Origin of the sequence: Afipia sp. P52-10, from assembly GCF_000516555.1 — a bacterium.
Taxonomy (GTDB): Bacteria; Pseudomonadota; Alphaproteobacteria; order Rhizobiales; family Xanthobacteraceae; genus P52-10.
In genome coordinates, this window is sequence record NZ_AZSJ01000003.1 from 579741 (window position 1) to 605472 (window position 25732).

A 25732-nucleotide genomic window follows, 5' to 3' on the forward strand; every position below is an offset into this window, starting at 1 on the left:
GCTATTGACCTCTGCGTTGATATTGTTCGTGCATTTCGAGCACCTTGCGCGCTTGCTTGAGGTGCGGAATGTCCAGCATCTTGCCATCGAGGCCGACGGTGCCGGTCGCGGATTGGGCTTCAAATGCCGCGATCACGCGTCTGGCGAGATCGACATCCTCCGCCGATGGCGCGAACGCCTCATTGATGATGGCCACCTGATCCGGGTGGATGGCGATACGGCCGGTAAATCCCTCTCGCGCCGCCGCTCTGCAGGACTTACGCAAGCCCTCGCTGTCCTTGAAATTCACATACAGCGTTTCGACGGCCTGAATGCCTACGGCCTTGGCTGCGAGCAGCATGGTCGAGCGTGCCCAGCGGTAGGTGAGCGCCCATTCGCCGCTTTCGTCGGTGTTGGTGGCCGCGCCGATCGCTGCACTCAGGTCTTCGGCTCCCCAGGTCAGGCCGAGCAAGCGCGGCAGCTTGGCGGATACAAAGTCGTTCAGGCGCAAAGGCGCGACCGGGGTTTCCGTCGCGACAGGCATGATGCGTACGTGACCCGGCGCAACGCCGTCGCGAATCTCGAGGGCCTCGAGATGATGACTGAGCCGCAGCACATCGGCGGGCCCATCGATCTTGGGCAGCATGATGCCGTCCGGCGCGCCACCAACCACGGCCGCGAGATCCTTCAGCGACGACGGATCATCGAGCGGATTGATGCGCACCCAGAGCTCGGAGTTGCGCTTGCCGGGCGGCCGTTGATCAAGAAACGCACGCACCTTGGCCCGCGCGATCTCCTTGTTACTCGCCGCGACCGAATCCTCGATATCCAGGATAAGCGCGTCGGCCCCTGCGGCGTCGGCCTTGCCGAGCTTCTTGTCGCTGTCGCCAGGGATGAAAAGCCAGGAACGGAGGTTCATCGTTAAGTCTCTGATTGAAGTGGAGCGCCAGCGCAGCGGTCGTCTGGCGCCCAATGGTTGAGGTGATCGCTTAGTCGCCGATCTTCAGGACGACGCGTCCGGTCGATTTTCGCGCCACGATGGAATCGAAGGCATCGACAAATTTCTCCAGCGGATACTGCTGGGAATCGAGCGGCGCCAGTTCGCCCGCAGCGATATGGGAGAGCAAGGTCTCCATCATCGCCGCAAGCCGTCCCGCATAGGCGGCGCGCTCGTCGGTCAATCCCCATCCGAGATAGAGGCCGAAGTTGAAGCCAATCACATCGATGTTCTTCACCAGCAGAATGTTCGCTGGAATTTGCGGAATCGTCCCGCTCGCAAAGCCTATGACAATGACTTTGCCTTCCGCCTTCACGCAACGGAGCGCTTCGTTGAACAGATCGCCGCCGACAGGATCGTAGACGATGTCGACGCCACGACCTCCGTTCAGCGCCTTGATCCGCTTGCCGAGATCGGGCCCACCATGCACGAGACCACAATCCGCACCCTGGGCGATCGCAAGATCGACACGCTGCGGACTTCCGGCAATCGCGATCACTTTGGCCCCGGCCAGCCGGCCCAGTTGCACGGCGGTCAACCCTACACCCCCCGCTGCGCCATAAACAGCGAGCGTCTGTCCACGCATCAAACCGCCCCGCCAATGCAACGCCGCATAGGACGTCCCATAGCTAAGCGGCACATGGACGGCGGCGGCAAGATCGACGCCGTCGGGCACAGGCCAGGTGGTCAATGCGGTCGCGACCGCCTCCTCGGCGTAGCCGCCCCAGTCGAGCGAAGCAACGACGCGATCGCCGGGTTTGAACGCCTTGACGTCGCTCGCAACCTCCAGCACATGGCCCGCCACTTCCGTACCGGGAACGAACGGCAGCGGCGGCTTGCGCTGATATTTGCCGGCGACGACCAACGTCGTTCCAAAGCCCACGGTCGCATACTTCACCGCGATACGCACTTGCCCCGGACCAAGACGCGGTCCGGGAATGTTCGTCAACGTCAACTCGCTATAGTGAGCCCACCGCTCACAAACCACTGCTCTCACATCGGTCTCCGTCTGACCGCCGACTACTCGAATTTGATATCCGATAGGTTGGCGATGATCTTCTGCCAGCGCGCCATCTCGTCTCGGGTGGCGCGATCGGCTTCGTCTACCAGCAGACCGGTCGGTTCGATACCCAGGCTGGCCATCTTGGCGTTGAACTCCGGCGAGCGGACGATCTTCTGAATCTCCACGGAGAGCTTGTCCACGATCGGCTTCGGGGTCTTGCGTGGCGCGAACACGCCCCACCACGGCGAGAACGGCTCAAGACCGGCGATGCCCTGCTCCGCAAACGTCCCGACCTCCGGCAACAGAGCAGACCGCTTCGAGCCGGTGACGGCGACCGGCTTGATCTGGTTACCCTGCACGAGCGGCGCGGCCGAACCGATGTCGGCGACGCCGGTCAGGATCTGCCCGCCGACCAGATCCTGCAGTTCCGGTGCGACGCCCTTATAAGGAATGTGCACCATCTTCACGCCGCTTTGCTTGATCATGTGCTCGTTGAGAATGTGCGCGCTCGATCCCGTACCGTAGGAGCCATAGTTGGCGCTCGCCGGCTTCGCCTTGGCGATCTCCAGCACATCTTTCAGGTTCTTCGCCGGCGTGTTGCTGCTGACATAGAGAACCAACGGCGTCGATCCCAGATGCGAGACGGTGATCAGATCCTGCTGCACATCGTACGGAACGTTCTTCATCGTGAAAGGTACGGTGACGATCGGCGTACTTGTGGTCACCAGCAGCGTGTAACCGTCCGGGTCGCTCTTCGCGACCGCTGCAGTGCCGATCATCAGCGAGCCGCCCGGACGGTTTTCCACGATCACCGGCTGCCCGATCGACTGAGTAAGCTTGTCCGCGACCAGCCGCGCGACGATGTCGCTCGGTCCGCCGGCACTCGCCGGCACAATGAACTTGACGACCCGCGACGGATATTGATCCGCGCTCTGGGCCATTGCCGCGCTCGCTCCCATCAACGCCACCGCTGCAATTGCCGCTCGGACGACCATCTTTCCGAATACCATTCCAACCCCTCCCGCCCTGTTGTTATTGATCTTGTTCTAGAACAGCCTCGACTCAATCCGACGTTGCACCGGAGCTCTTGACCAGCGGCGTCCACTTGTCGATTTCGGCAGCAATGAATTTATCGAAATCCGCGGCATTGAGCGGCGCTGCATCCGAACCGATGTTGCGGAAACGCTTGATGGTTTCCTCCGTCTTCAACGCCGCGTTGATCTCGTCAGAGACGCGGTTGATCACTTCGCGCGGCGTCGCAGTCGCAGCCGACACGCCATACCAGCTAAACATATCAAAATCGGGAACGCCGGCTTCCTGCAGTGTCGGTATATCGGGAAAGAGCGGCGACCGCCGCGCTTGCGACACCGCGAGGATTTTCAAGTTTCCGGATTGAACGTTGCTGATCACCACCGGCAGGTTCTCGACCGAGAACATCACGTCGTTCCGCAACAAGGCCGTCAGATTGGCCGCGGTGCCTTTATAAGGGACATGCGTCAGCTCGACGCCGAGCCGCTGGCCCAGCAGCAGACCGCTCAGGTGAGATGTCGTACCTGGGCCCGCCGATCCGAAGAAGGCCTTCGCAGGGTCTGCTTTCACACGTTCCAAGAACTGCTGGACATTGGAGATTCCCGTATTCGCAGGCACCACCAGGGCGTTGGTCACAGTGCAGAGGCGCGCGACTCCCGGCAACTCGGTCTTTGGGTTGAACGGAAAATTCTTATAGAGCGGAACGCCGATCGCATTTGAGGCGACGTTGCTGATGAAGAAGGTATGCAGGTCGGTCGCCTTGGCGGCGGCGGCCGCACCGGTGGTGCCTCCCGCGCCGGTGAGATTTTCGATGATGAAAGGTTGACCGAACTTGTCCCGCAGGCGCTGCTCAACGAGGCGGAAGGCGATGTCGCTGCCGCCACCTGCCGAACCGCCGGAGATCACCCGCACCGGCTTGGTCGGCCACTGCGTTTGCGCGCCGGCTCGGCCGATGAATGGAATCGCAAACATCCCCTGCAACAAAGCCCTGCGGCCGATTTCAAAACCCATGACGATTTCCCCCTTCGTTATAGTGTTCTGCTGACTCCTGCGCCTGTTGCTCAGGCGATAATCTTTGCGCGGCGCAATTCTTCGATCCGACCGTGCGGCAATCCTATTTCGGCCAGCACCTCATCAGTGTGCTGACCATGCGTCGGCGGCGGCAACCCGACCTTGCGCGGCTGTTCGTTGAAGAGGATCGGCTGCGCGATTCCCTTCATTGCCCCCGCAACCGGGTGCTCGTATTCCACAATCATTCCGGTGGATTTCGTGTGCGGATGATCCAACAGCTGCGCAAGCGAATTGATCGGCGAGCACGGCACACCGATCTTCGCCAGCGTCTCGTCCCAATCAGCCACCGGCCGTTTGGCAATCGCCGTCTGAACATGACCGAGCGTCTCGGCGCGATGCGCCACGCGATCCGCGTTCGTGCGGAATTTCGGATCGTCGACAATTGCCTCCAGCCCAGCGACGCTGCAGAACTTACGCCAGAGATTGTCGTTGGCGACGCCGATCATGATCGGCCCGTCAGCAGCCTCGAAGGCTTGATAGGGACATAACGACTCGTGGCTCGATCCACATTTCGGCGGCTGTACACCACGCTCCCAGAACGTCTGCAGATTGTAGCCGAGCAGACCGATGGCGGTTTCCAGAAGCGATACACGAACCGTGCTGCCCTTTCCGGTCTTCTGCCGTTCGATCAGTGAAGCCAGGATGCCGCTGAATGCGTGAGAGCCCGTCATCTGATCGATCGGCGAGATCGGACTGCGAATGTAACCCCCGCCCTCGTCTCCGGTGAGAGCCATCACGCCGCTGAATGCCTGCAGGATGACGTCATAGCCCGGCGAATTCTTCAACGGTCCGGTGCGGCCAAAGCCGGAAATGCTGCAGTAGATCAATCTCTCGTTCGCGGCTTGGAGAGTCCCGGCATCAATGCCCAGTCGCTCCGCCACACCGGTTCCGAAGCTTTCGATGGCGACGTCCGCTTGCCTGGCAAGCTCCTGGGCGATCTTGCGTCCTTCATCGCTCTTCATATCGAGCGCAATGCTGCGCTTGTTGCGATTGGCGCTGACGAATACCGTTCCGAGACCGGCCGCCCGGAATGGCGGCCAGCCGCGCGTTTCGTCGCCCAGTCCGACAGGCTCCACCTTGATGATATCGGCGCCGAGATCGCCAAGATACTGCGAGCACAACGGCCCCGCGAGCACCTTGGAAAAATCGAGCACCTTGACTCCAGCTAACGGCTTCATTGATCGCCTTTCGAACTCACTGTCTTTACGTGCTGGCTTTCGGCTTCTTCTTCATCAGCGCGGAGCGCTTGCAGGTCGCGACCAATTCGTTGCGCTGGTTGAACGCCTCATGCAGGAAGATGGTGATGCCCGCATCGGGACGCGATCGGCTCTCGCGCAGCTCCGCCACGGTCGAGCGCACATGAATCGTATCGCCATGGAACAAGGGCCGCGGAAATCGAACCTCGTCCCAACCGAGATTGGCGACGGTGGTGCCTAGCGTCGTGTCGCCCACCGATATGCCGACCATCAAGCCGAGCGTGAAGGCGCTATTGACGATGCGTGCGCCGAATTCGGTTTCAGTGCGGCAATATTCCTCGTCGAGATGGAGCGCGGCGGGATTATGCGTCATCGCCGTGAAGAGGACATTGTCCATTTCCGTCAGCGTCCGACGGATCGGATGTTCGAACGTCTGCCCGACAGAAAACTCCTCGTAATACAATCCTGGCATTGCGGCCTCGCTTCTTGCTTCGCTTCTTCGTTGCTTTGCGTCCTACAGAACTGGAACTCCTGTTCGAAGGACGGGATCAGTAGGATTTGGGTTGATCCAGGACCCTTTCGGCGATGAAGGACAGGATCATCTGTTCGCTCACCGGAGCGATCCGGGTGATGAGCACTTCCCGCAACAGCCGCTCGACCTGGTATTCTTTGGCGTAACCCATGCCGCCATGGGTCAGCACCGCCTGCTGGCAGGCCTGATGGCCTGCGCGTGCGCCGAGAAACTTCGCTCCGTTGGCCTCGGCCCCGCAAGGCTCGCCTGCATCGTATAGTTCGGCCGCGGTCATCGCCATCAACTGCGCGGCTTCGAGTTGCAACCAGCATTCGGCCAGCGGATGCTGGATCGCTTGGTTCTGTCCGATCGGTCGCCCGAATACCGAGCGCTCTCGCGCGTAGCGTGCCGCGCGCCGCAAGGCATCCTGGCCAATACCAATGGCCTCGATGCCGACGAGGATGCGTTCCGGATTCAGGCTGTCGAGCAGATAATGGAAGCCCCGCCCCTCCTCACCGATCCGATCCTCCTCCGGAATGAACAGGTCGTCTATGAAAACGGCGTTTGAATCCACCGCTGCGCGCCCGTGCTTCGGGATCCGCTTCACCTCGACCTTGGAGCGATCGAGATCGGTGTAGAACACCGTGATGCCGTCGGTCGAACGCTTGACGTCCTGCTTCGCTACCGTCCGCGTCAGCAGGAGGATCTTGTTCGCGACCTGTCCGGTCGAGGTCCAGACCTTGCGCCCGGAGACGCGGTATCCGCCATCGACCTTCTTGGCAAAGGTCTTGATGCTGGTCGTATCGAGGCCGGCATCCGGCTCGGTCACGCCGAAACAAACCTGATCCTCGCCGGAGACCAGCCGCGGAATCCACCGCGCCTTCTGTTCCTTCGTCCCATGCACGACGATCGGATGCGGGCCGAACATGTTGATGTGGATCGAAGACGCCGCAGCCATGCCGCCGCCGCCCGAAGCGACCGTGTGCATGACGATGGCCGCTTCCGTCACGCCGAGCCCCGCGCCGCCGTGCTCCTCAGGCATCGTCACTCCGAGCCAGCCGTCTGCAGCCATCGCCTTGTGGAAATCGAACGGAAAACGCGCCTCACGGTCGCAGGCCGACCAGTATTCGTCGTCGAAGCGCTTGCATACGGCTAGGACCCCATCGCGGATCGCACGCTGTTCGTCTGTCAGTTTTCGCATGATATTTTCCGTGGTGTTAGAAGCCGACCTGTGCGGCGCCTTTGAGCTTCAGCATGCGGCGCGCCTCGTCCGGCGTTGCGACTTCCAGCGACAAATCCTCCAGAATGCGCTTGATCTTGGCGACCTGCTCTGCGTTCGAGCGCGCCATGCGCCCCTTGCCGATATAGAGACTGTCTTCGAGACCGACGCGCACGCAGCCGCCAAGGATCGCGCCCATGGTCACGAGTCCCATCTGATGGCGGCCGGCGCCGAGCACGGAAAGGATGTAATCGCCGCCGAACAACGAATCCGCGACGCGCTTCATGTGCATCAGATTCTCGGGATCGGGACCTATGCCGCCGAGAATGCCGAAGATGCACTGCACCAGGAATGGCGGCTCGATCATCTTGCGATCGACGAAATGCGCGAGATTATAGAGATGGCCGACGTCATAGCACTCGAACTCGAACCGTGTTCCAAGTGCGCTGAGCTCGGTGATGCCGCGCTCGATCTGTGCGAACGTATTCGACAGAATGAAGTCTTTCGTCATCTCCAGATATGGACGCTCCCAAGGATGCTTGAATTCCTTGATCCTGCTCACGGCCGGGAACAAGCCGAAATTCAGCGAGCCCATGTTCATCGAAGCGAGCTCCGGCTTCAGCGCCTTGGCCGCCGCCAGCCGGTCATCCAGGCTCATGCCGAGGCCGCCGCCCGTCGTGATGTTCACGACCGCATCGCAGCTCTGCTTGATCCTCGGCAGGAAGCGGCTGAACATGGCCGGATCTTGCGTCGGCGAGCCATCCTCCTCCCGCCGTGCATGGAGATGCAGGATCGCTGCGCCCGCTTCGGCCGCACCGATTGCCTGTTCCGCGATCTGAGCCGAATTCACCGGGAGCGCCTCCGACATCGTCGGCGTATGGATCGAGCCGGTTACGGCGCAACTGATGATCACCTTGTCGATGCGTTTCACAGGCGCTCCCCGTCCCTTGCAAACCTCTTGCTGAAGCGGGGCGAAACTGGCCTCCTTCCGATCCTTTGTCAAATGGTTTGACCATTTTACGGAAAACGATAGGCTGCTCAGCGTGTTTGGCATTGCGGTCCGTGGCCGCACCCTCGAGGAGACGTCCATGCAGAACCGCCAATGGATCCTTGCATCCCACCCCCGCGGCGCCGCCGACGAAGCGACGTGGACACTCATTGAGGCGCAGCGGCCAACGCCCGGACCGGGTCAGATCCTGATCAGAACACAATGGTTGTCAGTCGACCCTTACATGCGCGGTCGCATCAGCCCCTCAGCCAATTACGCCAAGGGCGTCCAGATCGGCGAAGTGATGCAGGGCGGCGGCGTCGGCGAAGTCGTCGCGAGCAATCATCCAGCGTGGAAGATCGGCGATATCGCCGAGTCGATGGATGTCGGCTGGCAGGAGTGGGCGGTTCTGACACCGGACCTGCCCGGCGCATCGCGCGTCAACAAGGTTGATCCCGGTATCGCACCGCCGCAGGCGTCGCTGTCCTGGCTCGGCATGACTGGCCTCACCGCTTATATCGGCCTGCTCGAAATCGGCCGACCGCGCCCTGGCGACACTGTCGTCGTTTCCGCCGCGTCCGGCGCAGTTGGGCAGCTCGTCGGCCAGATCGCGAAGCTGGCCGGGGCACGCGTGGTCGGAATCGCGGGCTCCGACGAAAAGCTCGCCTGGTGTCGGACGATCGGCTTCGACGCCACCATCAACTATAAGACGGCTGACGATCCCACCTCCGCCATTGCCGCCGCTTGTCCAAATGGCGTGAATGTCTTCTTTGATAACACCGGCGGGCCGATCCACGATGCCGTGCTGAAGAATCTGGCTGTCGCCGCCCGCGTCGTCATCTGCGGACGGATCGCACTCGCCGATACCTTCGACCAAGAGGACATCGGCCTGCGCGCAAGCTCACGGCTGATCGTGACCCGCGCCATGATTCAAGGGCTCGTTGTATTCGACTGGTGGCACCGGCGCGACGAGGCGCTTGCGCGACTGGCGGCGTGGCATAAGAGCGGCGCGATCCAGACGAAGGAGGATGTGCTGGAAGGCTTCGAGCGCGTGCCGCAAGCCTTCCTGCGCATGATGGCGGGTCAGAATTTCGGCAAGCAACTGGTCCGCTTGTAATCGAGAGAAACCGCTGCAGCAGCGCTACTTCTTCTCCATCTTTGCGACCTCGACGATCTCCGCCCAGCGCTTCGTGTCGGCGTCGGCGAAGGCCGCGAGTTCCTCCGGCGTCGAAGGGAACGGCGTCGCACCGATCGTCCCCATGTAACTGACCGTCGCTGGATCGTTGACGAATGCCGTGATCCAACGGTTCAGCTTGGCGATGATATCCGGCGCAGTCTTGGCATGAACGAAGACACCGACCCAAGCCGCGAGTTCATAACCGGGCAAACCGCTCTCGGCGATGGTCGGCACGTCCGGCATCGAACTGATCCGCTTCGGGCTCGTCACCGCGATCGCCCGGAGAGAACCGTCGCGGACCAGCCCCAGTCCGCTCGACGTATCCGAAAAGATGGTATCGACTTGGCCACCGACGACGTCCGTCAGGGCCTGCGGCATACCGCGATAAGGCACATGCTGCATCTGGATGCCCGCACGCGATTTGAAGAGTTCGGCAGCCCCGCGACTTGAGGTGTTGCCGCTTGCAAAGCTCAATGGCTTTTCCCTCTTCTTCGCCAAAGCGATAAACTCAGATAAGGTTTTGACCGGTGAATCGGATTTCACCGTCAGCATCATCGGGATCGTCATTACGCCGGCGACCGGGGCGAAATCCTTCTTCGGATCGAATGGCATCGTGTTGAACAGACTGGCATTCGCGGCGTGAGTCGAATTGGTCGTCACGAATACTGTGTAGCCGTCCGGATCGGCGCGCAGCACCGATAGTGCCGCTAGATTGCCATCCGCGCCGGGCTTGTTCTCCACGATCACCGTGGCGCCGCTAGCGTCCTTCAAGCTTTCAGCAAGCCGGCGCGCGACGCCATCCGTCGCACTCCCCGCCGGAAATGGCACAACCAACGTAATCTGACGCGTGGGATAGGACTGCGCAAACGAGGTGGCAGGAATCGCCAAGATCAGGGCCGAGAGGCCCGCCAACAAACATCTCCGTCTCATTCGCATTCCTCCCATGGCTGACCGTCCACCCCTCCGGGGACCGGCGCTTGTGCGGGTTTCTCAGATCACCCGGCTCAGTTATTGTTTCCGCCAAATAGCAGACTTTGTTATTTGCTCCTACCATTATATTATTACGAGAATCGACCCTTCTCGTCGAAGGACCCTGGAGAATGCGCAAACAGCGGACAAAGAAGGAGGTCGTCCTCCCTCGCGTTTCGGTGCCGAAATCCTATGACGTGCTCGCGGCCAAGCTGCGCGAGACGATCCTCGACGGAGGAATCGCCGAGGGCGAGAGCCTGCCCACCGAGCGCGAGCTCGTCACCCAAACCGGATTGAGTCGTGGGTCGGTCCGCGAGGCCCTGCGCATGCTGGCCGTGGAAGGCCTCGTCCGGCCGAAGCACGGGCGCCTCGGCGGCAACATCGTCAGCCTGCCGGGCAACGAGGCGATGGGCCATTTCGTCGGCCAGTTCATCCGCGGACGCAGGCTCTCTCTCAGGACCGTCCAGGAAACCCGCGAGACGATCGAGCCAACCATTGCCCGCTTTGCCGCCGAGCGCCGCAGCGCCGCCGATATCGCCAAACTCAAGATGCTGAATCAGGATTTGACGGCGGCGGTCAACGACCGGATGCAATTTGCCGCTGTGAACGTCGAGTGGCACAACACCGTTGGCGCCGCCAGCCGCAACGACCTGCTGGCCGCCTTCCTGTTTTCCATGTCATTCGGTGTGGCGATTTCCACCACCGCCGATGAGTACGACACCATGGAGGTCCGCAAGGCTGCGATCCTCGCCCATACGAAGATCATCGAAGCAATCGAAGCACAGAATCCGGATCTGGCCCACCGCCGCATGGAGCAGCACGTCCGCGCAACCCGGGCGGTCACCAGCGCCAGGGAGCATACCGAGCTGAAGCTCAAATAGGGCTTGCTATCCTGGACGTCCTTCTCGCCCATACCGTGGGTATTGGCATGTCATACAGTCGCGACGGGGGTCAGCGGTGATCCGACGCTGCCTGGAAGACGCAATGGCGGCGCCGTCAGGAAAAAATGCGAACGCTTGGTGGCCATCAGCCAGTCGGCGAGATCCTTCAGATACCATAACTCCCCAAGGTGGATGCCCTGCTTGAAAAGACAGTGCGCGTGCAGCGGCAACAGCGGCCGCGGTCCCCTTCCGCGCCGAGCAGACGGAAGCAGCTCCACTGCCGTATTGTCGGCAATTAGCGCAACCACGCCTGAATTGCTGATCCACTGCTGAAGCTTCTCGTCGCCACCATCCAAACCGCAGCAGACGGCATGGAGCAGCTTAGGGTCCGGCTCCTTGTGCATGCCGAGCAGCACATCATCGAACCCGGTGTAGAAGCAAAGGAAGTCTCCCTTCTCCACCGTCACGTTCTGCTGGTCCATGATCCGCATCAGGTCGTCGTATCCGACGGCAACGCGGTCTCGCCCATAGACGGCATGCAGGTTGACCATCGTGCCGCGCCCCTGAGCGCAGGTCTCCGCCAGATTCTGAATACCGAGCGCCTTAGCGCGCGGTTCATCGCTTCCTTCCGCAGGGGAGATGATGTGCTCTTCGGCACGGAAACCGTTGTAGTAGACCTTCTCCGCCTCGCCGTCGCCGTCGGCATCGAAGAACTGCCCATAGTGGCTCAGCGCATCCCACTGAGTGGAATATTGCGTAAACAGCGTCACCGCATCGTCGCAGGTAACGTCGAGATGATCGTGCTGGCAGGTCAGGGCACGCCAGGGAAAATTGTAGTTGACCTGCCCTCCCTCCCGGCGAACCGTGAACAGCCGTGGCTGCTGACGCGCTTTGATGAGCGCGTTCCCACCCGGATAGTCCAACGGCAGGCTCAAACAAAAAGAGAGGCCGTGCTTGATCTGAGCGGCAGCCTTCAACCGGATGTCCGGCGTGATGAGATTGATCCGCCCCTTCTGATCGTCCTCGCCGAACTCACCCCAGTTCGATCCTTCCGGCCGATTTTTCCATCGTCGCATGACAATCCTCCACGCCCTTCGTTTTTATGGAATGGCGAGCCGTCGAGAGGCGCGCTCGCTATCCGGGAGCTCCAGCGTCATCCGCGTCTGGCCTGCGTGCCCGCTTCATCGACCAGCCGCGCGACGTGCGCCATGCTTCGAACATTGCATGCGTCAACATACTCAGAGCGCAAGCGCGCGACGAGTTCGGCCACCGATGGAATGTCGTTGATAAGCTCGATGCCTTGTCCGGCACTCCATACCGTCTTCCAGGGCCTGACATGCTCGGGCAAATGATCGTAGCGCATCCTGCCCTGAGGCTTCGGCAGATTGAGAGGATCGAGACCGTTCTCACGCAGCGATTCTTGCAGCCAATTGCAGCTCACCCCGCCGAGGGCTGGCGTGAAAATCAGGTCGGTCGCACCTTGGCTGACCAGCATCTCCTTGTAACGATCAGGAGCCCCGGACTCCTGTGTCGCGATGAAGCGCGTGCCCAGATAACTTAGGTCGGCGCCGAGAACCTCTGCTGCGCGGATCGCGGCTCCATCGGAAACGCATCCCGCCATTACGAGGACGCCATCGAACATTTGCCTGATCTTCGGGATGAGAGCGAGGTGACTGACTACGCCCGAGTGCCCGCCGCCACCGGCACCGATTGCCGTGATTCCATCGGCGCCTGCTGCGATCGCCTTTTCGGCGAAGCGCAGGGAAATCGCATCGCAGAAGACCCTGGCTCCGAAGTGATGGATTCGCTTGATGGTCTCGGTCGGATTTCCCGTCGCGGTGATAAACAGATCAATGCCGTGACGGCAACACAGATCGATGTGGGCGTCGAGGTCCTCGGGACTGGATGCCGTCGAGAGATTGACGGCAACAGGACCGATCACCGCCTGTGGATCAGCCTGTCGATACGCCTCGAGCGTGCGACCGATATGCCCGATTGCCTGGCTGAACTCTTCGAACGAGCGAAAATTTCCGCGCGGAAGACCGGCGACAATTCCGGCCTTGCAGGCTTCGATGACCAACAACGGCGAACTTGCCAGGAACATGGGAGCGCATATCGCCGGAAGCAGAATCCGACCGCGGAGTTCATCGGCGAAGGTCATGCAGGCCTCCTGACAGATGGAGAGGTGGTTCGTCGTTTGAACCGGCTTGGGTCATTGGTCTTCAATTGTTGCTCGCACTGTTCCCGCATCGTTGCCGCCGGCTGGGATCAATCCAACGCAATTCGTTCGGCGGCAATGATCGGCTTCCATTTTTCGATTTCCCGCTGGATGCGCTCGGACAACACCGACACGGCGCCACCCAGTGGCCGATAACCGAGAGCCGTGAGCTTGGTTCTGCCCTCCTCCGAGTGGACATAGGCGGTGACAACGTCGTTGATCCTGGCGACAATCTCGGCGGGCGCACCTTTCGGGGCTACCAGAGAAAACCAGGGGGCAACGTCGTAGTTTGGAACACCGCTCTCGATGACGGTCGGAACATCCGGCAGCAGCGCGCTTCGCGCCGGCGTGGTCACCGCCAACGCCTTCACCCTGCCTTCTCCAAGCACCGGCAGGTATGTCGGCAACGCGTCGAAGGCCACATCGAGCCTGTGGCCAAGCAGGTCCGTAACGATCGGCGCCGAGCCGCGATAGGGCACATGCAACATCTCGATGCCGGTGGCTGCCCCGAGCAGCAAACCTGCAAGATGCCCCTGCGAACCGACGCCAGTTGAACCGAACGACAGCTTGCCCGGATGCGCCTTGGCATAGGCGACGAGTTCAGCGAACGAATTCACGCCAAGGTCGGAGCGAACCACGACCAATTGCGGGATGTCCCCAATCAGGACAATCGGCGAGAAGTCCTTGAGCGGATCATACGACAGTTCCTTGAATAGCAGCTTGTTCAACGCTGCCTGGCTGTTGGTCGCAAGCAGGATCGTATAACCATCCGCACGTGCGCGCGCCACGGCCGCCGCCCCGACATTGCCGCTCGCGCCGCTCTTGTTCTCAATAACGAACGGCTGACCAAGTGTTTCGCCGAGCCGTTGTGCGAGCAGCCGCCCCATGGCATCGGTCGAGCCCCCCGCAGCATACGGCACAACGATCGTCACCGCTCGGCTCGGCCAGATATCCGCCGCCCGCCCCGGCGATGACATCACAGCCGATACGAGAAGCGCGACGCCCAATGCAAGGACCCTTGCAGCCATCACCACGTTGCATCCTCCGCATACGTGCGGCGTGATCCGGATGACACACGCCCCCTTTCTCTGGAGGCGGCGTACAGGGTTTCTGGCAGAGCCAATTTCGTTTCCCCTGAGCTGGCGATAAGACAAACCTATGGGTTGCTGCGACGCATTCAGCCCGGCTATGCCTGCAGCGACTTGATCGCTTCCTTCATGCCAAGATCAGCCACGCGCTGGCGCATCTCGCGCGCACCGTCGCTGAAATGGCAGAGCGTATCCCACTCGGCCCCCGAGATCATCGCCTGCCGGAATCCTTGCCATTCGACCACACGATTGATCGCCATCTTCTTGAGGCGCAGCAGATCCGACGGCGTCTTGGCAATGGCCGTAGCCATCTGTGTGGCGCGCGCGGCCAGCTCCGCAGGTGGATAGGCGCGATTGGCCCATCCCCAGACTTCGGCTTCCGCGCCTGATATCTCACTGCCGGCGATGAAATCCATCTCCTTGGCGCGCTTGGGACCAACGAAGAAGGCCCAGAACGAAGACACGAAGCCGCCGCCGATCGGAATGCTGGGAAAGCGGATCTTGCAATCGCTGGAAACCAACGTGATGTCACAGGCCAATGCCAGCATCGTACCCGCCGCACAGCAATACCCGTGCACTTGCCCGATCACCGGCTTTGGAAAATTCCAGACGCGCAGGAAATCCTCGATATGGTCCTGCAAACGATTGCGGTCCCCTGTCACACCGAGCTGCGCAGGCGTTGCACCGCCCTCCAGATCCATTCCGACCGAGAACGCGCGCCCCGCTCCCTTGATGATCAGCACACGAATGTTCGGGTCTTTCTCTGCTGCATCGAGCGCGCGCTGAAGCGCGGAGAACAACGCCACATTGAAGGCGTTCATCTTATCGGGGCGATTCAGAACGAGGGTGGCGATCGGTCCATCCGTTTCATAGAGCACTTCATCCGTCATGATGCCGCCTCCCGTGTGCCGATGTTTCAGACCACATACATCGACCACGAAGCCATCGTCCAATCACGCAATGCGAAGTATGGATAAGCTCGTCTTATGTGTACGGCTGTCTAACGATACCTCGCCACAACCGGGTCTCGCGCTTCCAGCAAAGCGGAAACATTGCCGCACTGCGGCAATGTCGGTGCATCCTATAAGGCTTGATTATAGGTTCGCGAGCGCTACGCTTCAGCCGCCAGCACCGTCAAGGGAGTGACCATCGTGAATGCTCGCCAACTCGAGGTGTTTCACGCGATCATGTCGTCGTCCTCGTTGACCCAGGCCGCACGCATGCTGAACGTTTCGCAACCGGCGATCAGCGCGTTTCTCAAGCACACCGAAGATCAAACCGGCGTCAGGCTATTTCACCGCATCAGCGGCCGACTCGTTCCGACTCCGGAAGCCGAGCAACTGTTTCCCGAGGTCGACCGTATCATCGGCCAGTTGGGAATTCTCGATCGCGTCACACAGGATCTGCGCACCGGCAAAGCCGGTTTCTTGTCGGTGATCGGCAACGCCACCCTGATCAATGTGCTGCTCCCGGATTTTGTTGCGCGGTTCCACGCCAACAGACCGGACGTACGCCTGCGCCTCGAAACAGCCTATTCCCGACAGATTTTCGATCGTGTCGCACGCCGTGAGTTCGACCTCGGTCTTGTCTACGGAGCCGGCCAGGATGCTCAGGTCGGCACCAAGCAACTGGGCAGCTTGCAACTGGTCTGCGCCATGCGGCCGGATCACCCGCTTGCCCGATTGAAAAAGGTCGGCCTCAAGGACCTGGCGGGGCAGAAACTCGTCACATATGGGCCGAAGACGCCGCTTCGTCCAAACATTGAAGACATCATGACGACGCTCGATGCCGTCGTCGAAGTCAGTCTGCCGAACACGGCATGTCTTCTGGCGCGCGCAGGCCCCTATGTAGCCCTGATCGACTCCCTGATCTTCCAGGGAGCGGAGTTTTCGGATTTGGCCGTCAAGCCATTTGTGCCGGCCAACCGCATCGAGATCAATCTCGTGATTCCAAAAGATCGCCCGCGCTCAAAGTTGAGCCTGGATTTCGAGGCCGAACTCATCAGTGGATTGGACGAAGGTTTCCGGAAAGGCTTGATCTTTGCCGCGAAATAGGGGCAGCCTCAGCTGCGCCGATAATCGTCTCGCCGGCGACACTCACCGTGGTATCTCGCGAAAATTCGGGGGAGTTGTTCGACTGACGCGATTGCATTGCGAATTGTCGCATTGATCGTTGCCTCGGTGGAAGGAACTGTCGCCATGTGCCGTGCGGCCCGCAACAGCCAATCCCTCGATGACGTTGGCCACGAGCTGGAACTTGCCCTTGCGGCGGCCCTGCAGAAGGACTGATCCGGAAATCGACCGCCTTAGCCGGCCGGCCGCATCGCGCGAACAGCCTCGTTGACGTAGACGTCCAGCGCATCAAGCGTCGTTCGCCATGCGTTATCGATCGCCGAAGACCACTGGTCCTGCAGCAGATCGTGCAACGTATCGGCAATAACGCGGAAGAACACGCAAAACAGGTCCGGCGTCGTGCCGTAACCATCGTGAGACTGGACCTCGCAGAAGATCAGGCGATGGGCCGCTTTCCGATCACCCGCAAAATCCAAGATCGCTTCGAGCGCCAGTTCGAGCATCGATCCCTTGATCAAGTTGCTAGGGTCTGTCCGAAACAGCGCTCTTGTTTCCGGGCGCTCTCGAAACAGGCGCTCATAGACTAGTGGCGTCAAATCGCCACAACGGCTGGAAGCCAGCTCAAGGCTGTCGACAATATGCCTGCCCGTACAAGCGCTCACTGTGGTCTCCTTCCCCGACTTTTCTGTATCGTACAGGAGGAGAGCGCCATGACGAAGCGTCAAGGCGGCGCCCGACAATGGATGTATCATCGGCAGGACGACTGACCGACCAGTGATCACCTCCCTTCGCGCTGCCGCTTGAGCACGATCTGCTGCCCCGCCCAACGTGCGTTCTTGCGCACTTCAGGATCCGGATCATCGAACACTGCCTCGAGGAACGGCAGACCGGCCGCATCGGCGATCTCGCCGAGCGCAGCAGCACTCTCCTTGCGGAGATTGACTTGCGAATGATCGAGACACCGCCCGATCGCCTCGACGGCGGCGACGGCCTTCATGCGGCCGAGGCTGCGAACGGCTTTCAGGCGGACCTGCCAGACATCATCTGCGACAGCTTCGATCAGAGGCGCGACCGCCTGCTCAGCGCCCCCGTTCATGCCCAGGGTTTCGGCAGCGGTTTCCCTCACCATCCAGTCGGGATCGGCGAGCGCACCGACAATCGCTCCGACCGCCGACCGCGCGCTCGAAAAGGCCAGCGCGCTGACGGCTGCCTTGCGAACCACTGCGCCGTCATCACCCGTGGCGGCCATGAGTGCAGGAACAGCCTCTTCCAGTTTAAGGAAGCCGATCACGCCAACAGCCTGCGCGCGCACCCCTTCATCCGCATCGCGGAGCGCGTCGAGCGCCGGCTTCAGGGCATCCTTCCGACGTAGTTCTTTCAGCGCCCGCAAAGCGCGCGCACGCACGAACGCATCCCGATGCCCGACCAGCGGCAGGATCGCCTCCGCGCATGCCGGGTCCTTCAACTCGGCAAGGCTGTCCGCAGCGGCGCCAGCCACCGCCGTTTCGACATCCACCAACAACGTCGCAAGCGCAGCAGCGACGGGCAGGCCATCAAACTCTCCCAGCGCAAGCGCTACCTGCTGGCGCACACCGGCATCGGGATCAGCCGTCATACCGCCTAGATGCACGATCGCCTTGGGATCTCCCGAATGTCCCAGTTCGATCACCGCAATACGTCGCTCCCCCGGATCGTCAGCCTTCAGGCCCTGGCTGATATCATCGACATCGTCGTAGGATTCGAACAGTTGAGCCATACGTCACCGCAGCAAATAGGGGATGTTCACCTTCACCGCGCCGGTTGGGCAGTCCGTCTCGCAAGGCATGCAGTACCAGCATTCGTCGTAAGCCATGTAAGCCTTTCCGGTCATGTCGCTGATCCGCAGAACGTCGAGCGGACATACATCGACGCAAACCGTGCAGCCCTTGTCAGCGATGCATTTGGCCTCGTCGACGACGACAGGAACCGTGGTGTGAGTTGTTGCAAGCGGCATGGTATGCCCTCCTGAGATCGTTTCGTGCGTCAGGCGCGCACGCGAATGCGCTGCTGATCGTAGAGACCCTTCTCATCATCGGCGATCGGCACGATGTAGGGAGCGACAGGCCGCTTCTCATTGGTCATTCTGCCATCCCGCTTGCGCAGCAACGTGTGGCAGAACCAGTTCTCGTCGTCCTTCTCCGGGTAGTCTGCTCGCAGATGATAAAGGCCCCAGCGGCTTTCGGTCCGATACAGCGACGCCGAAGCCGCCATCTCCGCACAATCAAGGATCGAATGCGCTTCGAGCGCCCGCATCAGTTCGTGGGCATTCCGCACCATCATGCGGTTGTCCATATCGTCGCGCACTTCCGCGAGACGCCGCTGCCCGAGCTCGAACTTGCGGGTGACCTTCGGCGGTTGCAGATAGTCGTTCACAAGCCGGCGAGTCTTGTATTCGATCTGGTTCGGCGGAATGCCATCGTCGCGGCGCGTCGGCGCAAGCACCCGCTCCTTCTCCCTCGCGACGTCGCCATCCTCAAACGGAGCAAGATCGTTACCGTCGGCAAACGCTATGGCCTCCTCGCCGGCAATGGAACCGTTGGTGAATGCACCCAGCATATAATTGTGCGGCACGCTCGCCATGTCGCCGGCCGCGTAAAGGCCACGCAGCGTCGTCCGTGCGAATTCATCAACGTACACACCCGACGCACTATGCCCCGAGCAGAAGCCGATTTCGGAGATGTGCATTTCGATCATCTCGTTGCGGTAGTCGGTGTGACGTCCCTCGTGGAAGAGACCGCGGGTCGGCCGCTCGACCTTATGCAGCGTGTTTTCGATTTCGCTGATGGTGCTGTCGTGCAGATGGTTGAGCTTGAGAAATACCGGCCCCTTGCCGGATTGCAGTTCATTGTAGAACTCCAGCATCATCTGCCCGGACCAATAGTCGCATTCGATAAAGCGCGAGCCCTGGTTATTGGCCGTATAGGCCCCGAAAGGGCCAGCGACATAGGCGCAGGCCGGGCCGTTATAGTCCTTGATCAACGGATTGATCTGAAAACACTCCAGGTTCGCAAGAGCCGCCCCTGCGTGATAAGCCATCGCGTAGCCGTCACCGGAATTCGCCGCGTTTTCGTAAGTGCCGAACATGTAGCCCGAGGTCGGCAGACCGAGCCTTCCCGCCGCGCCCATGCACAGGATCACGGCCTTCGCCTTCAAAACCAGAAACTCCGCGGTCCGCGTATTGACAGCGATCGCGCCGGCGACACGTCCCTCCCATGACGTCAAAAGGCGCGTTGCCATGTAGCGGTTGGAGATCAGGATTCGCGCCCGGCGCAGTTGGCGATACAACGCCTTCTTCACGGTGTCGCCATTCGGCATCGGCAAGACGTACGAGCCGATATGATGCACCTTCTTGACGGCGAAATCGCCATTCTCGTTTTTCAGGAAACGGATGCCGAAACTATCGAGCTCTTCGATGATCGTGTGACAACGTTCGGCGTATTTATAGACCGCCTGCTGATCGACGATGCCATCGTTGGCGATCGTGATCTCCTTCGTGTATTGCTCTGGCGTCGCATAGCCGGGGATCACGGCGTTGTTCAGGCCATCCATTCCCATCGAGATGGCCCCCGAACGCTTGACGTTGGCCTTCTCGAGCAGAACGACGTTGGCCTTCGGGTTTTTCAGCTTCGCTTTCAGCGCAGCCATCGGGCCTGCCGTGCCTCCTCCGATCACCAGCACATCGCATGATACCTCGGACGTGCCGTCGATAATCTGATCGATCGCCATTGCGATGGCCTCCGGTGTCTCAGCAGTTCCATTCCACGATTGGCAGGAGAGAATCGCAGATCGACCTGCCGCGCGAGCAATTAGTTGTCAGCGCCTGCCAACATTCTTGCGGCTCATCTCCGGTGCATTCACAAAACGCCGGATCTCATGCGCGGATCGAAGCAACCGAGCGGACCATGGTTGCTGACGGACCCGCATGTGCAGCCGACGGAGGAAATTAATTGCTCGCTTCGGATGGTTTCTCCCGGCGAGATCCAGCTCCGGAGAAGAACCATGCCGCCGTCGCAACCCGTCCTTGCTAACAGCCCGCCGGACCACGTCGACGTCAGCGCCGACCGGCGGCAACTCGAGATCACTCTCGATACCGGCCGGACGGTCGACCTCGACGCAGCCGGCCTGCGCGCCGCCTGCCGCTGCGCTCATTGCGTTCGTGCCCGCATCGACAACGCATTTCCGAGCACATTCGAGGGCGTGACCATCGATCGGCTCGTTCCAATGGGGCATTACGGCCTCAACATTGCTTTCTCCGATGGTCACGCGCGCGGCATCTTCCCATGGTCGTATCTCGCCACACTCGAATCCACCGAACAGGTCGCGCGTGCGCATCCCGACCGCTAGAGGAATACCATCCGAACTCTCCGCATAGGTCCGCTGAACTCCCTTGCGCTGCTCCAGGTGACCGATGTTGGATCGGCCCCGCTTAGGGCGTCATAAACCTGTCGTGCAAAATGAGTCTATCACCGCCAGGCAGGGGCTTAGAGCGAGACATCCGTAGATAGCGGTGATCCGACGCCTCCCCAGGGAGCGGCATGTCCTGCACCGTTTCTGCTGCGCGCCGCATCAGAATGGCCGATTGACTTGCCTCAATCCTTCTGCGCACGAGACACGGCATGAACCTCCGCATGACATCGCCTCTGGTGCTGGGTCGGTCCATCCTTCCCAATCTCTGGGATGTGATGGCTCTCGTCCTCATTCTGGGCGGCTTTGTCCTGATGGCGTATGCGGCGGAGCAAACAAACGCGCCGCTTGCGGCCCTCGACTTTCCACCCGTTTCGCTCGATCCGGCCAACCTGCCGGAATACGCCCTGCGTACGATGCTGCGCATGCTAACGGCGATGGTGGTTTCGCTGGCTTTCGCGGTCCTCTACGCGACCTTGGCCGCCAAGAGCCGGCGAGCGGAAATGGTCCTGATTCCGATTCTGGACATCCTTCAGTCCGTTCCCATCCTCGGTTTTCTCACCTTCACAGTGCTGTTCTTCATGGGGTTGTTTCCCGGCCGAGTTCTCGGCGCTGAACTGGCCGCGATCTTTGCGATCTTCACGAGCCAGGCCTGGAATATGGCCTTCAGCTTCTATCAGTCGCTACGTAACGTGCCAAAGGATCTAGAGGAGGCCTGCAAGAGCTTTCACCTCACTGGCTGGCGGCGGTTCTGGCGTCTCGATGTGCCTTACGCCATGCCGGGCCTCATCTGGAACATGATGATGTCGATGTCGGGCGGATGGTTCTTCGTGGTCGCATCCGAAGCGATCGCGGTGGGCGACACCACCGTCAGCCTGCCGGGCATCGGCGCCTATGTCGCCCTAGCGATCAAGGAACAGAACCTCACCGCGGTCGGCTATGCGCTGCTGGCGATGTTCATCGTCATTCTGTTATATGATCAGCTCTTGTTCCGACCGATCGTCGCCTGGGCCGACAAGTTCCGATTTGAACAGACTGCCTCCACCACCGAACCGAGCTCCTGGGTCCTCGACATCTTTCGAAGGACCAAGATTTTGCGCGCGCTCGCGAGCGCATGCCGGCGCGGGTTGTCGTCGTTGCTCTCGCTTCATCTGCCGGTTGCATGGTTGCCGCGACTAAGGCTACAGCTGCCTCGCGTTGCAGCCGATCGCAGGTGGATCGATGGCGTCTGGCTCGCGCTCATTCTCGCGATCGTCGCATTCGCAGCTTGGAAGGTCATCGCCTATCTGGGAGCCACGCTGACGCTGGCGGACGCCGGCGATGCCGCACTGCTCGCAGCAGTGACCCTGACGCGTGTGGTCATTTTGATGATCATCGCCAGCCTGATCTGGATTCCAATCGGTGTCTGGATCGGGTTACGGCCGCGATTGGCAGAAAGGGTTCAACCGCTCGCACAGTTTCTCGCGGCCTTTCCGGCCAACATCGCTTTCCCGGCTTTCGTCGTTCTGATTGTCCACTACGGCCTGAACGCCAACATCTGGCTGTCGCCGCTGATGATCCTCGGAACGCAGTGGTACATCCTCTTCAACGTCATCGCCGGCGCAAGCGCCTTCCCGAGCGACCTGAAGGAAGCCGGGCGAAGCTTTCACGTCACCGGCTGGCGCTGGTGGCGCCACGTCATCCTGCCGGGAATATTCCCTTACTACGTGACCGGAGCCATCACCGCCTCGGGCGGATCATGGAATGCCAGTATCGTCGCCGAGGTCGCGAGCTGGGGCGACACCAGGCTCAGCGCGACAGGCATCGGCGCCTATATCGCGCAAGCCACGGAAACAGGCGACTTCCCCCGCGTGTTGCTCGGCATCTGCGTCATGTGCATCTTCGTGACACTGTTCAACCGGCTGTTCTGGCGACCGCTCTATGCCTACGGTGAGCGGCATCTCCGGCTTGGCTGACCAGCAATGAGGCTTGTTATGCAAGGAACCGTCCCCTCCGACGTCCTTGTCGATGTCCGTCAGGTCGGACGAAGCTTCCTGAAAGGAAGCGGTGAAGACCTGCTGGTTCTCGACAAGGTCGATCTGACCATTCGCTCCGGCGAGATCGTCGGTCTGCTCGGCCGTTCCGGCTCGGGCAAATCGACCCTGCTCCGGATCATCGCCGGCCTTCTCACCTCGTCGACCGGCACCGCGACCTACCATGGCCGACCGATCGAAGGCCCGCCGCAAGGCGTTGCGATGGTGTTCCAGTCGTTCGCGCTATTCCCCTGGCTCACAGTGCTGGAGAACGTCGAGTTCGGCCTGGATCCAAAGAGCATTGATCGTGGCGAACGCCGCAAGCGAGCGCTGGCCGCGATCGACCTCATCGGCCTGGACGGATTCGAATCCGCCTATCCGAAAGAACTTTCCGGCGGCATGCGCCAACGCGTCGGCTTTGCACGGGCGCTCGTGGTGCATCCGGACCTGCTGCTGATGGACGAACCTTTTTCGGCCCTCGACGTCCTGACCGCCGAGACCTTGCGCACGGACTTGATCGATCTGTGGATGGAAGGACGTCTGCCTATCAAATCGGTGCTGATGGTAACGCACAACATCGAAGAAGCCGTCCTGATGTGCGATCGAATCCTGGTGTTCTCATCCAATCCAGGGCGTGTCGCGGCCGAAATCAGGATCGATCTACCGCATCCTCGCAATCGCCTCGATCCGAAGTTCCGTCAGCTGGTGGACAATATTTACGCGCGCATGACGCAACGAGCGGAGGCGCCGGCGACTGCGAGCGAAGGTCCGCACGAAGCGAGCGTCGGTACGATCCTCAACCATGTCTCGTCCAACGTTCTGTCCGGACTGATCGAGGCTCTCGCCGGACCGCCGTATGACGGACACGCCGACCTGCCCGTTCTCGCCGCAATCCTGCAGATGGAAGCGGACGAACTGCTTCCCCTCGGCGAGGCTCTTCAGTTGCTGCGATTCGCACAATTGCGTGAAGGCGATCTGATCCTGACCGAGGCAGGCAAGCTGTTCGCGTCAATGGACACCGACGGTCGCAAGAAGCTGTTTGCCGAGCATCTGATGGCCTACGTCCCCTTGACCGGTCTGATCCGGCGCGTCTTGGATGAACGCCCCACGCACACGGCGCCTGCGGCGCGCTTTCGCAACGAGCTCGAAGACTACATGTCGGAAAGCTATGCGGACGAGACGTTGGAGACCATCATCTCCTGGGGCCGCTATGCGGAGCTGTTTGCCTATGACGAGCAAACAGAGCTGTTCAGTCTGGAAAATCCAGGATGATGATTGCCGCTCTTCGGCATCCCTGATCTCGCAATCCCGATGCGCAGCCTCACTCTGCCGATGGCTGCCCAGACGCCGGATCAACTTCGCGAGATGTCCACCACGCCAACCGAAACCTGACGCCGGCTTCCATCGCGGACCACGGTTAAATCGACGGTCGCGTCGAGCTTGGTCTGCTCGAGGACGTCGGTGAGATCCGCCAGCCGTCGGACCGGCTTTCCGTTCACGGCAACGATAACGTCGCCAATGGCTCCTGCCCCAAGATCCACTCCGCGCAAGCCGACACGGTCAGCCGGCGAACCAGGGACAACGCGAACGATTACGATCCCCTCCACGCCAAGCCGGGCCGCAACCGCCTCACTCGCGGCGACGATACCAATTCCCGGTGTCGGCACCCGGCCTGTGCGGATCAACTCCGGAACGACGCGGTTGACGATGTCGACCGGGATAGCGAAACCAATACCGGCATTGGTCCCGGATGGCGACAGGATCGCCGTGTTGACGCCGATCAGCCGTCCGGCCGAATCGAGCAACGGACCACCGGAATTGCCGGGATTGATCGCCGCATCGGTCTGTATCACCCCGGCAACCTCGCGGCCGCCCGCCGTCGGCATACGACGCTTCAATGCGCTGATGATGCCCGTCGTCAGCGACTGATCGAGGCCAAACGGATTACCGATCGCAAAGACCGCCTGTCCCACCTTCAGGTCCGTCGAAGAGCCGACCGCCACTGGCGGCGGCAGCGAGCTGCCGCCAATGCGCACGACGGCAAGATCGTAGTTCGATGCGCGTCCTACCACATCGGCGCGCATCACCTGTCCGGATGCGGTGCGGATCACGACGCGGTCACTGGTACCGACCACATGCGCGTTGGTGACGATATTGCCTGCATCGTCCCAGACGAAGCCCGTGCCCGTTCCAACCTGCTCGGAGTCCCGTCCGTCACCGTTCTCGGACAACGAATTCGCGTGCGGAACGACGACCTGTACGACCGACGGCGAAACGCGTTCGAACAAGGCGACGGCGGTCTGCTCGAAATCGGCGAGCGCTCCTCGCGGAGCAATCACTCGCGGCTCGGACGCCGCCAAGAACACCTGCCTGATTTGCGGCTGCAGCAGCAGAAGTCCGCCAACAATGACGATCGCGACGAGAAGAGCACGAACCGGATTGCGCATCACTGTCATCTAGGACGTTATCTTGTATTTGGAAGCGGCACAGAAACACCGATCACCGAATTGCAAATCGCGAATTGTTGCCGATATCAGCCTTGGCGGAGCAATCCGCGCGCATATGTTTCGTTCAAGATGCTTGCGCACCAATATTGTGCAGCGAAAGCGCGCAAATTTTGCAACGGAAGTAAGACGGGACAAGATGACGCTGCACAATGTCGTGCATGCATACCGCAATTTCGATCATCGCCCCTTGGCGATGAGCAACTTTTGCACACATTGCTTGTTAATTAACCGAGTTCTGCTCGCCTTGTGCGTTGCACAATCGCCCCGCAAGGCGTCCAATCTGGTCAAAGTGCCGATGCTGATTCGCGTTCGGTCGCTCCAGATGTTGCGGATGCCGAGTGCCGATCAACCGGCCCGACCTGACAAGGAGAG

At 60.8% G+C, this 25732-nt stretch carries 23 protein-coding genes and 1 pseudogene; 6 read left to right on the forward strand and 18 right to left on the reverse strand.

Annotated features, from left to right (window positions below):
• Position 1 precedes the first annotated feature (1 nt).
• From X566_RS04015 to X566_RS04050, 8 genes and pseudogenes are all read right to left on the reverse strand, one after another.
• Positions 2–898, reverse strand: coding sequence for a CoA ester lyase (locus X566_RS04015; RefSeq protein WP_034463692.1), 897 nt, complete (start codon positions 896–898; stop codon positions 2–4).
• A 70-nt stretch (positions 899–968) separates the two neighbouring features.
• Positions 969–1925 (reverse strand): NADPH:quinone oxidoreductase family protein, encoded by a 957-nt coding sequence (locus tag X566_RS04020; RefSeq protein WP_206538683.1) that lies wholly within the window; start codon positions 1923–1925, stop codon positions 969–971.
• Positions 1926–1996: 71 nt separating this feature from the next.
• Positions 1997–2920: a tripartite tricarboxylate transporter substrate binding protein gene (locus X566_RS04025; protein ID WP_160170438.1), complete on the reverse strand. Its 924-nt coding sequence runs from the start codon at positions 2918–2920 to the stop codon at positions 1997–1999.
• A 121-nt stretch (positions 2921–3041) separates the two neighbouring features.
• Positions 3042–4019: a tripartite tricarboxylate transporter substrate binding protein gene (locus X566_RS04030; protein WP_034463699.1), complete on the reverse strand. Its 978-nt coding sequence runs from the start codon at positions 4017–4019 to the stop codon at positions 3042–3044.
• Between the two features lie 50 nt (positions 4020–4069).
• Positions 4070–5257 carry a CaiB/BaiF CoA-transferase family protein gene (locus X566_RS04035; protein WP_034463701.1) on the reverse strand — a complete coding sequence of 396 codons (1188 nt, stop codon included), beginning with the start codon at positions 5255–5257 and terminating at the stop codon, positions 4070–4072.
• Between the two features lie 25 nt (positions 5258–5282).
• A pseudogene (locus X566_RS04040) lies at positions 5283–5762 on the reverse strand (MaoC family dehydratase); the annotation flags it as partial.
• 61 nt (positions 5763–5823) lie between these two features.
• Positions 5824–6987, reverse strand: coding sequence for an acyl-CoA dehydrogenase family protein (locus X566_RS04045; RefSeq protein ID WP_034463705.1), 1164 nt, complete (start codon positions 6985–6987; stop codon positions 5824–5826).
• Positions 6988–7003: 16 nt separating this feature from the next.
• On the reverse strand, positions 7004–7936 hold the full coding sequence (locus X566_RS04050) for a 3-keto-5-aminohexanoate cleavage protein (RefSeq protein WP_034463708.1): 933 nt from the start codon (positions 7934–7936) through the stop codon (positions 7004–7006).
• A 157-nt stretch (positions 7937–8093) separates the two neighbouring features.
• Here X566_RS04050 and X566_RS04055 point away from each other — a divergent pair, with 157 nt between their 5' ends.
• Positions 8094–9110, forward strand: a complete 1017-nt coding sequence (locus X566_RS04055; RefSeq protein ID WP_034467794.1) for an NADP-dependent oxidoreductase — start codon at positions 8094–8096, stop codon at positions 9108–9110.
• Between the two features lie 24 nt (positions 9111–9134).
• Here X566_RS04055 and X566_RS04060 read toward each other — a convergent pair whose 3' ends face one another.
• Positions 9135–10082 carry a tripartite tricarboxylate transporter substrate binding protein gene (locus X566_RS04060; RefSeq protein WP_051443857.1) on the reverse strand — a complete coding sequence of 316 codons (948 nt, stop codon included), beginning with the start codon at positions 10080–10082 and terminating at the stop codon, positions 9135–9137.
• Positions 10083–10336: 254 nt separating this feature from the next.
• Here X566_RS04060 and X566_RS04065 point away from each other — a divergent pair, with 254 nt between their 5' ends.
• Positions 10337–11020 (forward strand): FadR/GntR family transcriptional regulator, encoded by a 684-nt coding sequence (locus X566_RS04065; protein WP_160170439.1) that lies wholly within the window; start codon positions 10337–10339, stop codon positions 11018–11020.
• Between the two features lie 50 nt (positions 11021–11070).
• On the opposite strand, the gene X566_RS04070 is transcribed toward X566_RS04065, so the two are convergent.
• From X566_RS04070 to X566_RS04085, 4 genes are all read right to left on the reverse strand, one after another.
• Positions 11071–11997: a cyclase family protein gene (locus X566_RS04070; protein ID WP_343213036.1), complete on the reverse strand. Its 927-nt coding sequence runs from the start codon at positions 11995–11997 to the stop codon at positions 11071–11073.
• A 176-nt stretch (positions 11998–12173) separates the two neighbouring features.
• Positions 12174–13181 (reverse strand): nitronate monooxygenase family protein, encoded by a 1008-nt coding sequence (locus tag X566_RS04075; RefSeq protein WP_034463721.1) that lies wholly within the window; start codon positions 13179–13181, stop codon positions 12174–12176.
• A 107-nt stretch (positions 13182–13288) separates the two neighbouring features.
• Entirely contained in the window at positions 13289–14392 is a 1104-nt protein-coding gene (locus tag X566_RS04080; protein WP_152539790.1) for a tripartite tricarboxylate transporter substrate binding protein, read from the reverse strand.
• Between the two features lie 32 nt (positions 14393–14424).
• Positions 14425–15216: an enoyl-CoA hydratase/isomerase family protein gene (locus X566_RS04085; protein ID WP_034467797.1), complete on the reverse strand. Its 792-nt coding sequence runs from the start codon at positions 15214–15216 to the stop codon at positions 14425–14427.
• A gap of 261 nt (positions 15217–15477) precedes the next feature.
• Between X566_RS04085 and X566_RS04090 the strand changes: the two genes are divergently transcribed.
• A complete protein-coding gene (locus X566_RS04090; RefSeq protein ID WP_152539791.1) occupies positions 15478–16380 on the forward strand; it encodes a LysR substrate-binding domain-containing protein in 903 nt (300 codons plus the stop codon).
• A gap of 251 nt (positions 16381–16631) precedes the next feature.
• Here X566_RS04090 and X566_RS04095 read toward each other — a convergent pair whose 3' ends face one another.
• The 4 genes from X566_RS04095 to X566_RS04110 are packed head-to-tail and all read right to left on the reverse strand — an operon-like array spanning position 16632 to position 20163.
• Positions 16632–17138, reverse strand: a complete 507-nt coding sequence (locus X566_RS04095; protein ID WP_409337806.1) for a globin — start codon at positions 17136–17138, stop codon at positions 16632–16634.
• Between the two features lie 38 nt (positions 17139–17176).
• Positions 17177–18154 (reverse strand): HEAT repeat domain-containing protein, encoded by a 978-nt coding sequence (locus X566_RS04100; protein WP_034463725.1) that lies wholly within the window; start codon positions 18152–18154, stop codon positions 17177–17179.
• A gap of 3 nt (positions 18155–18157) precedes the next feature.
• Positions 18158–18391 (reverse strand): ferredoxin family protein, encoded by a 234-nt coding sequence (locus X566_RS04105; protein ID WP_034463729.1) that lies wholly within the window; start codon positions 18389–18391, stop codon positions 18158–18160.
• A gap of 29 nt (positions 18392–18420) precedes the next feature.
• A complete protein-coding gene (locus tag X566_RS04110) occupies positions 18421–20163 on the reverse strand; it encodes a fumarate reductase/succinate dehydrogenase flavoprotein subunit (protein ID WP_034463732.1) in 1743 nt (580 codons plus the stop codon).
• A 273-nt stretch (positions 20164–20436) separates the two neighbouring features.
• On the opposite strand from X566_RS04110, the gene X566_RS04115 reads away from it, so the two are divergent.
• The 3 genes from X566_RS04115 to X566_RS04125 all read left to right on the forward strand — a co-directional run bounded on the left by X566_RS04115 (position 20437) and on the right by X566_RS04125 (position 24125).
• Positions 20437–20781: a DUF971 domain-containing protein gene (locus X566_RS04115; RefSeq protein ID WP_051443860.1), complete on the forward strand. Its 345-nt coding sequence runs from the start codon at positions 20437–20439 to the stop codon at positions 20779–20781.
• Positions 20782–21065: 284 nt separating this feature from the next.
• A complete protein-coding gene (locus X566_RS04120) occupies positions 21066–22796 on the forward strand; it encodes an ABC transporter permease subunit (RefSeq protein ID WP_244434673.1) in 1731 nt (576 codons plus the stop codon).
• 18 nt (positions 22797–22814) lie between these two features.
• The gene (locus X566_RS04125) at positions 22815–24125 is read left to right on the forward strand and encodes an AAA-associated domain-containing protein (protein ID WP_034463736.1); all 1311 of its coding nucleotides are present in this window, start codon (positions 22815–22817) and stop codon (positions 24123–24125) included.
• Positions 24126–24205: 80 nt separating this feature from the next.
• On the opposite strand, the gene X566_RS04130 is transcribed toward X566_RS04125, so the two are convergent.
• Positions 24206–25309 (reverse strand): S1C family serine protease, encoded by a 1104-nt coding sequence (locus X566_RS04130; protein ID WP_409337807.1) that lies wholly within the window; start codon positions 25307–25309, stop codon positions 24206–24208.
• Positions 25310–25732: the final 423 nt, after the last annotated feature.

Coding starts and splice junctions, on each gene's coding strand:
- X566_RS04015 (WP_034463692.1), bottom strand. CDS start 898: ATGAACCTCCGTTCCTGGCTTTTCATCCCTGGCGACAGCGACAAGAAG.
- X566_RS04025 (WP_160170438.1), bottom strand. CDS start 2,920: ATGGCCCAGAGCGCGGATCAATATCCGTCGCGGGTCGTCAAGTTCATT.
- X566_RS04030 (WP_034463699.1), bottom strand. CDS start 4,019: ATGGGTTTTGAAATCGGCCGCAGGGCTTTGTTGCAGGGGATGTTTGCG.
- X566_RS04035 (WP_034463701.1), bottom strand. CDS start 5,257: ATGAAGCCGTTAGCTGGAGTCAAGGTGCTCGATTTTTCCAAGGTGCTC.
- X566_RS04045 (WP_034463705.1), bottom strand. CDS start 6,987: ATGCGAAAACTGACAGACGAACAGCGTGCGATCCGCGATGGGGTCCTA.
- X566_RS04055 (WP_034467794.1), top strand. CDS start 8,094: ATGCAGAACCGCCAATGGATCCTTGCATCCCACCCCCGCGGCGCCGCC.
- X566_RS04075 (WP_034463721.1), bottom strand. CDS start 13,181: ATGACCTTCGCCGATGAACTCCGCGGTCGGATTCTGCTTCCGGCGATA.
- X566_RS04085 (WP_034467797.1), bottom strand. CDS start 15,216: ATGACGGATGAAGTGCTCTATGAAACGGATGGACCGATCGCCACCCTC.
- X566_RS04100 (WP_034463725.1), bottom strand. CDS start 18,154: ATGGCTCAACTGTTCGAATCCTACGACGATGTCGATGATATCAGCCAG.
- X566_RS04105 (WP_034463729.1), bottom strand. CDS start 18,391: ATGCCGCTTGCAACAACTCACACCACGGTTCCTGTCGTCGTCGACGAG.
- X566_RS04110 (WP_034463732.1), bottom strand. CDS start 20,163: ATGGCGATCGATCAGATTATCGACGGCACGTCCGAGGTATCATGCGAT.
- X566_RS04115 (WP_051443860.1), top strand. CDS start 20,437: ATGCCGCCGTCGCAACCCGTCCTTGCTAACAGCCCGCCGGACCACGTC.
- X566_RS04120 (WP_244434673.1), top strand. CDS start 21,066: ATGACATCGCCTCTGGTGCTGGGTCGGTCCATCCTTCCCAATCTCTGG.
- X566_RS04125 (WP_034463736.1), top strand. CDS start 22,815: ATGCAAGGAACCGTCCCCTCCGACGTCCTTGTCGATGTCCGTCAGGTC.
- X566_RS04130 (WP_409337807.1), bottom strand. CDS start 25,309: ATGACAGTGATGCGCAATCCGGTTCGTGCTCTTCTCGTCGCGATCGTC.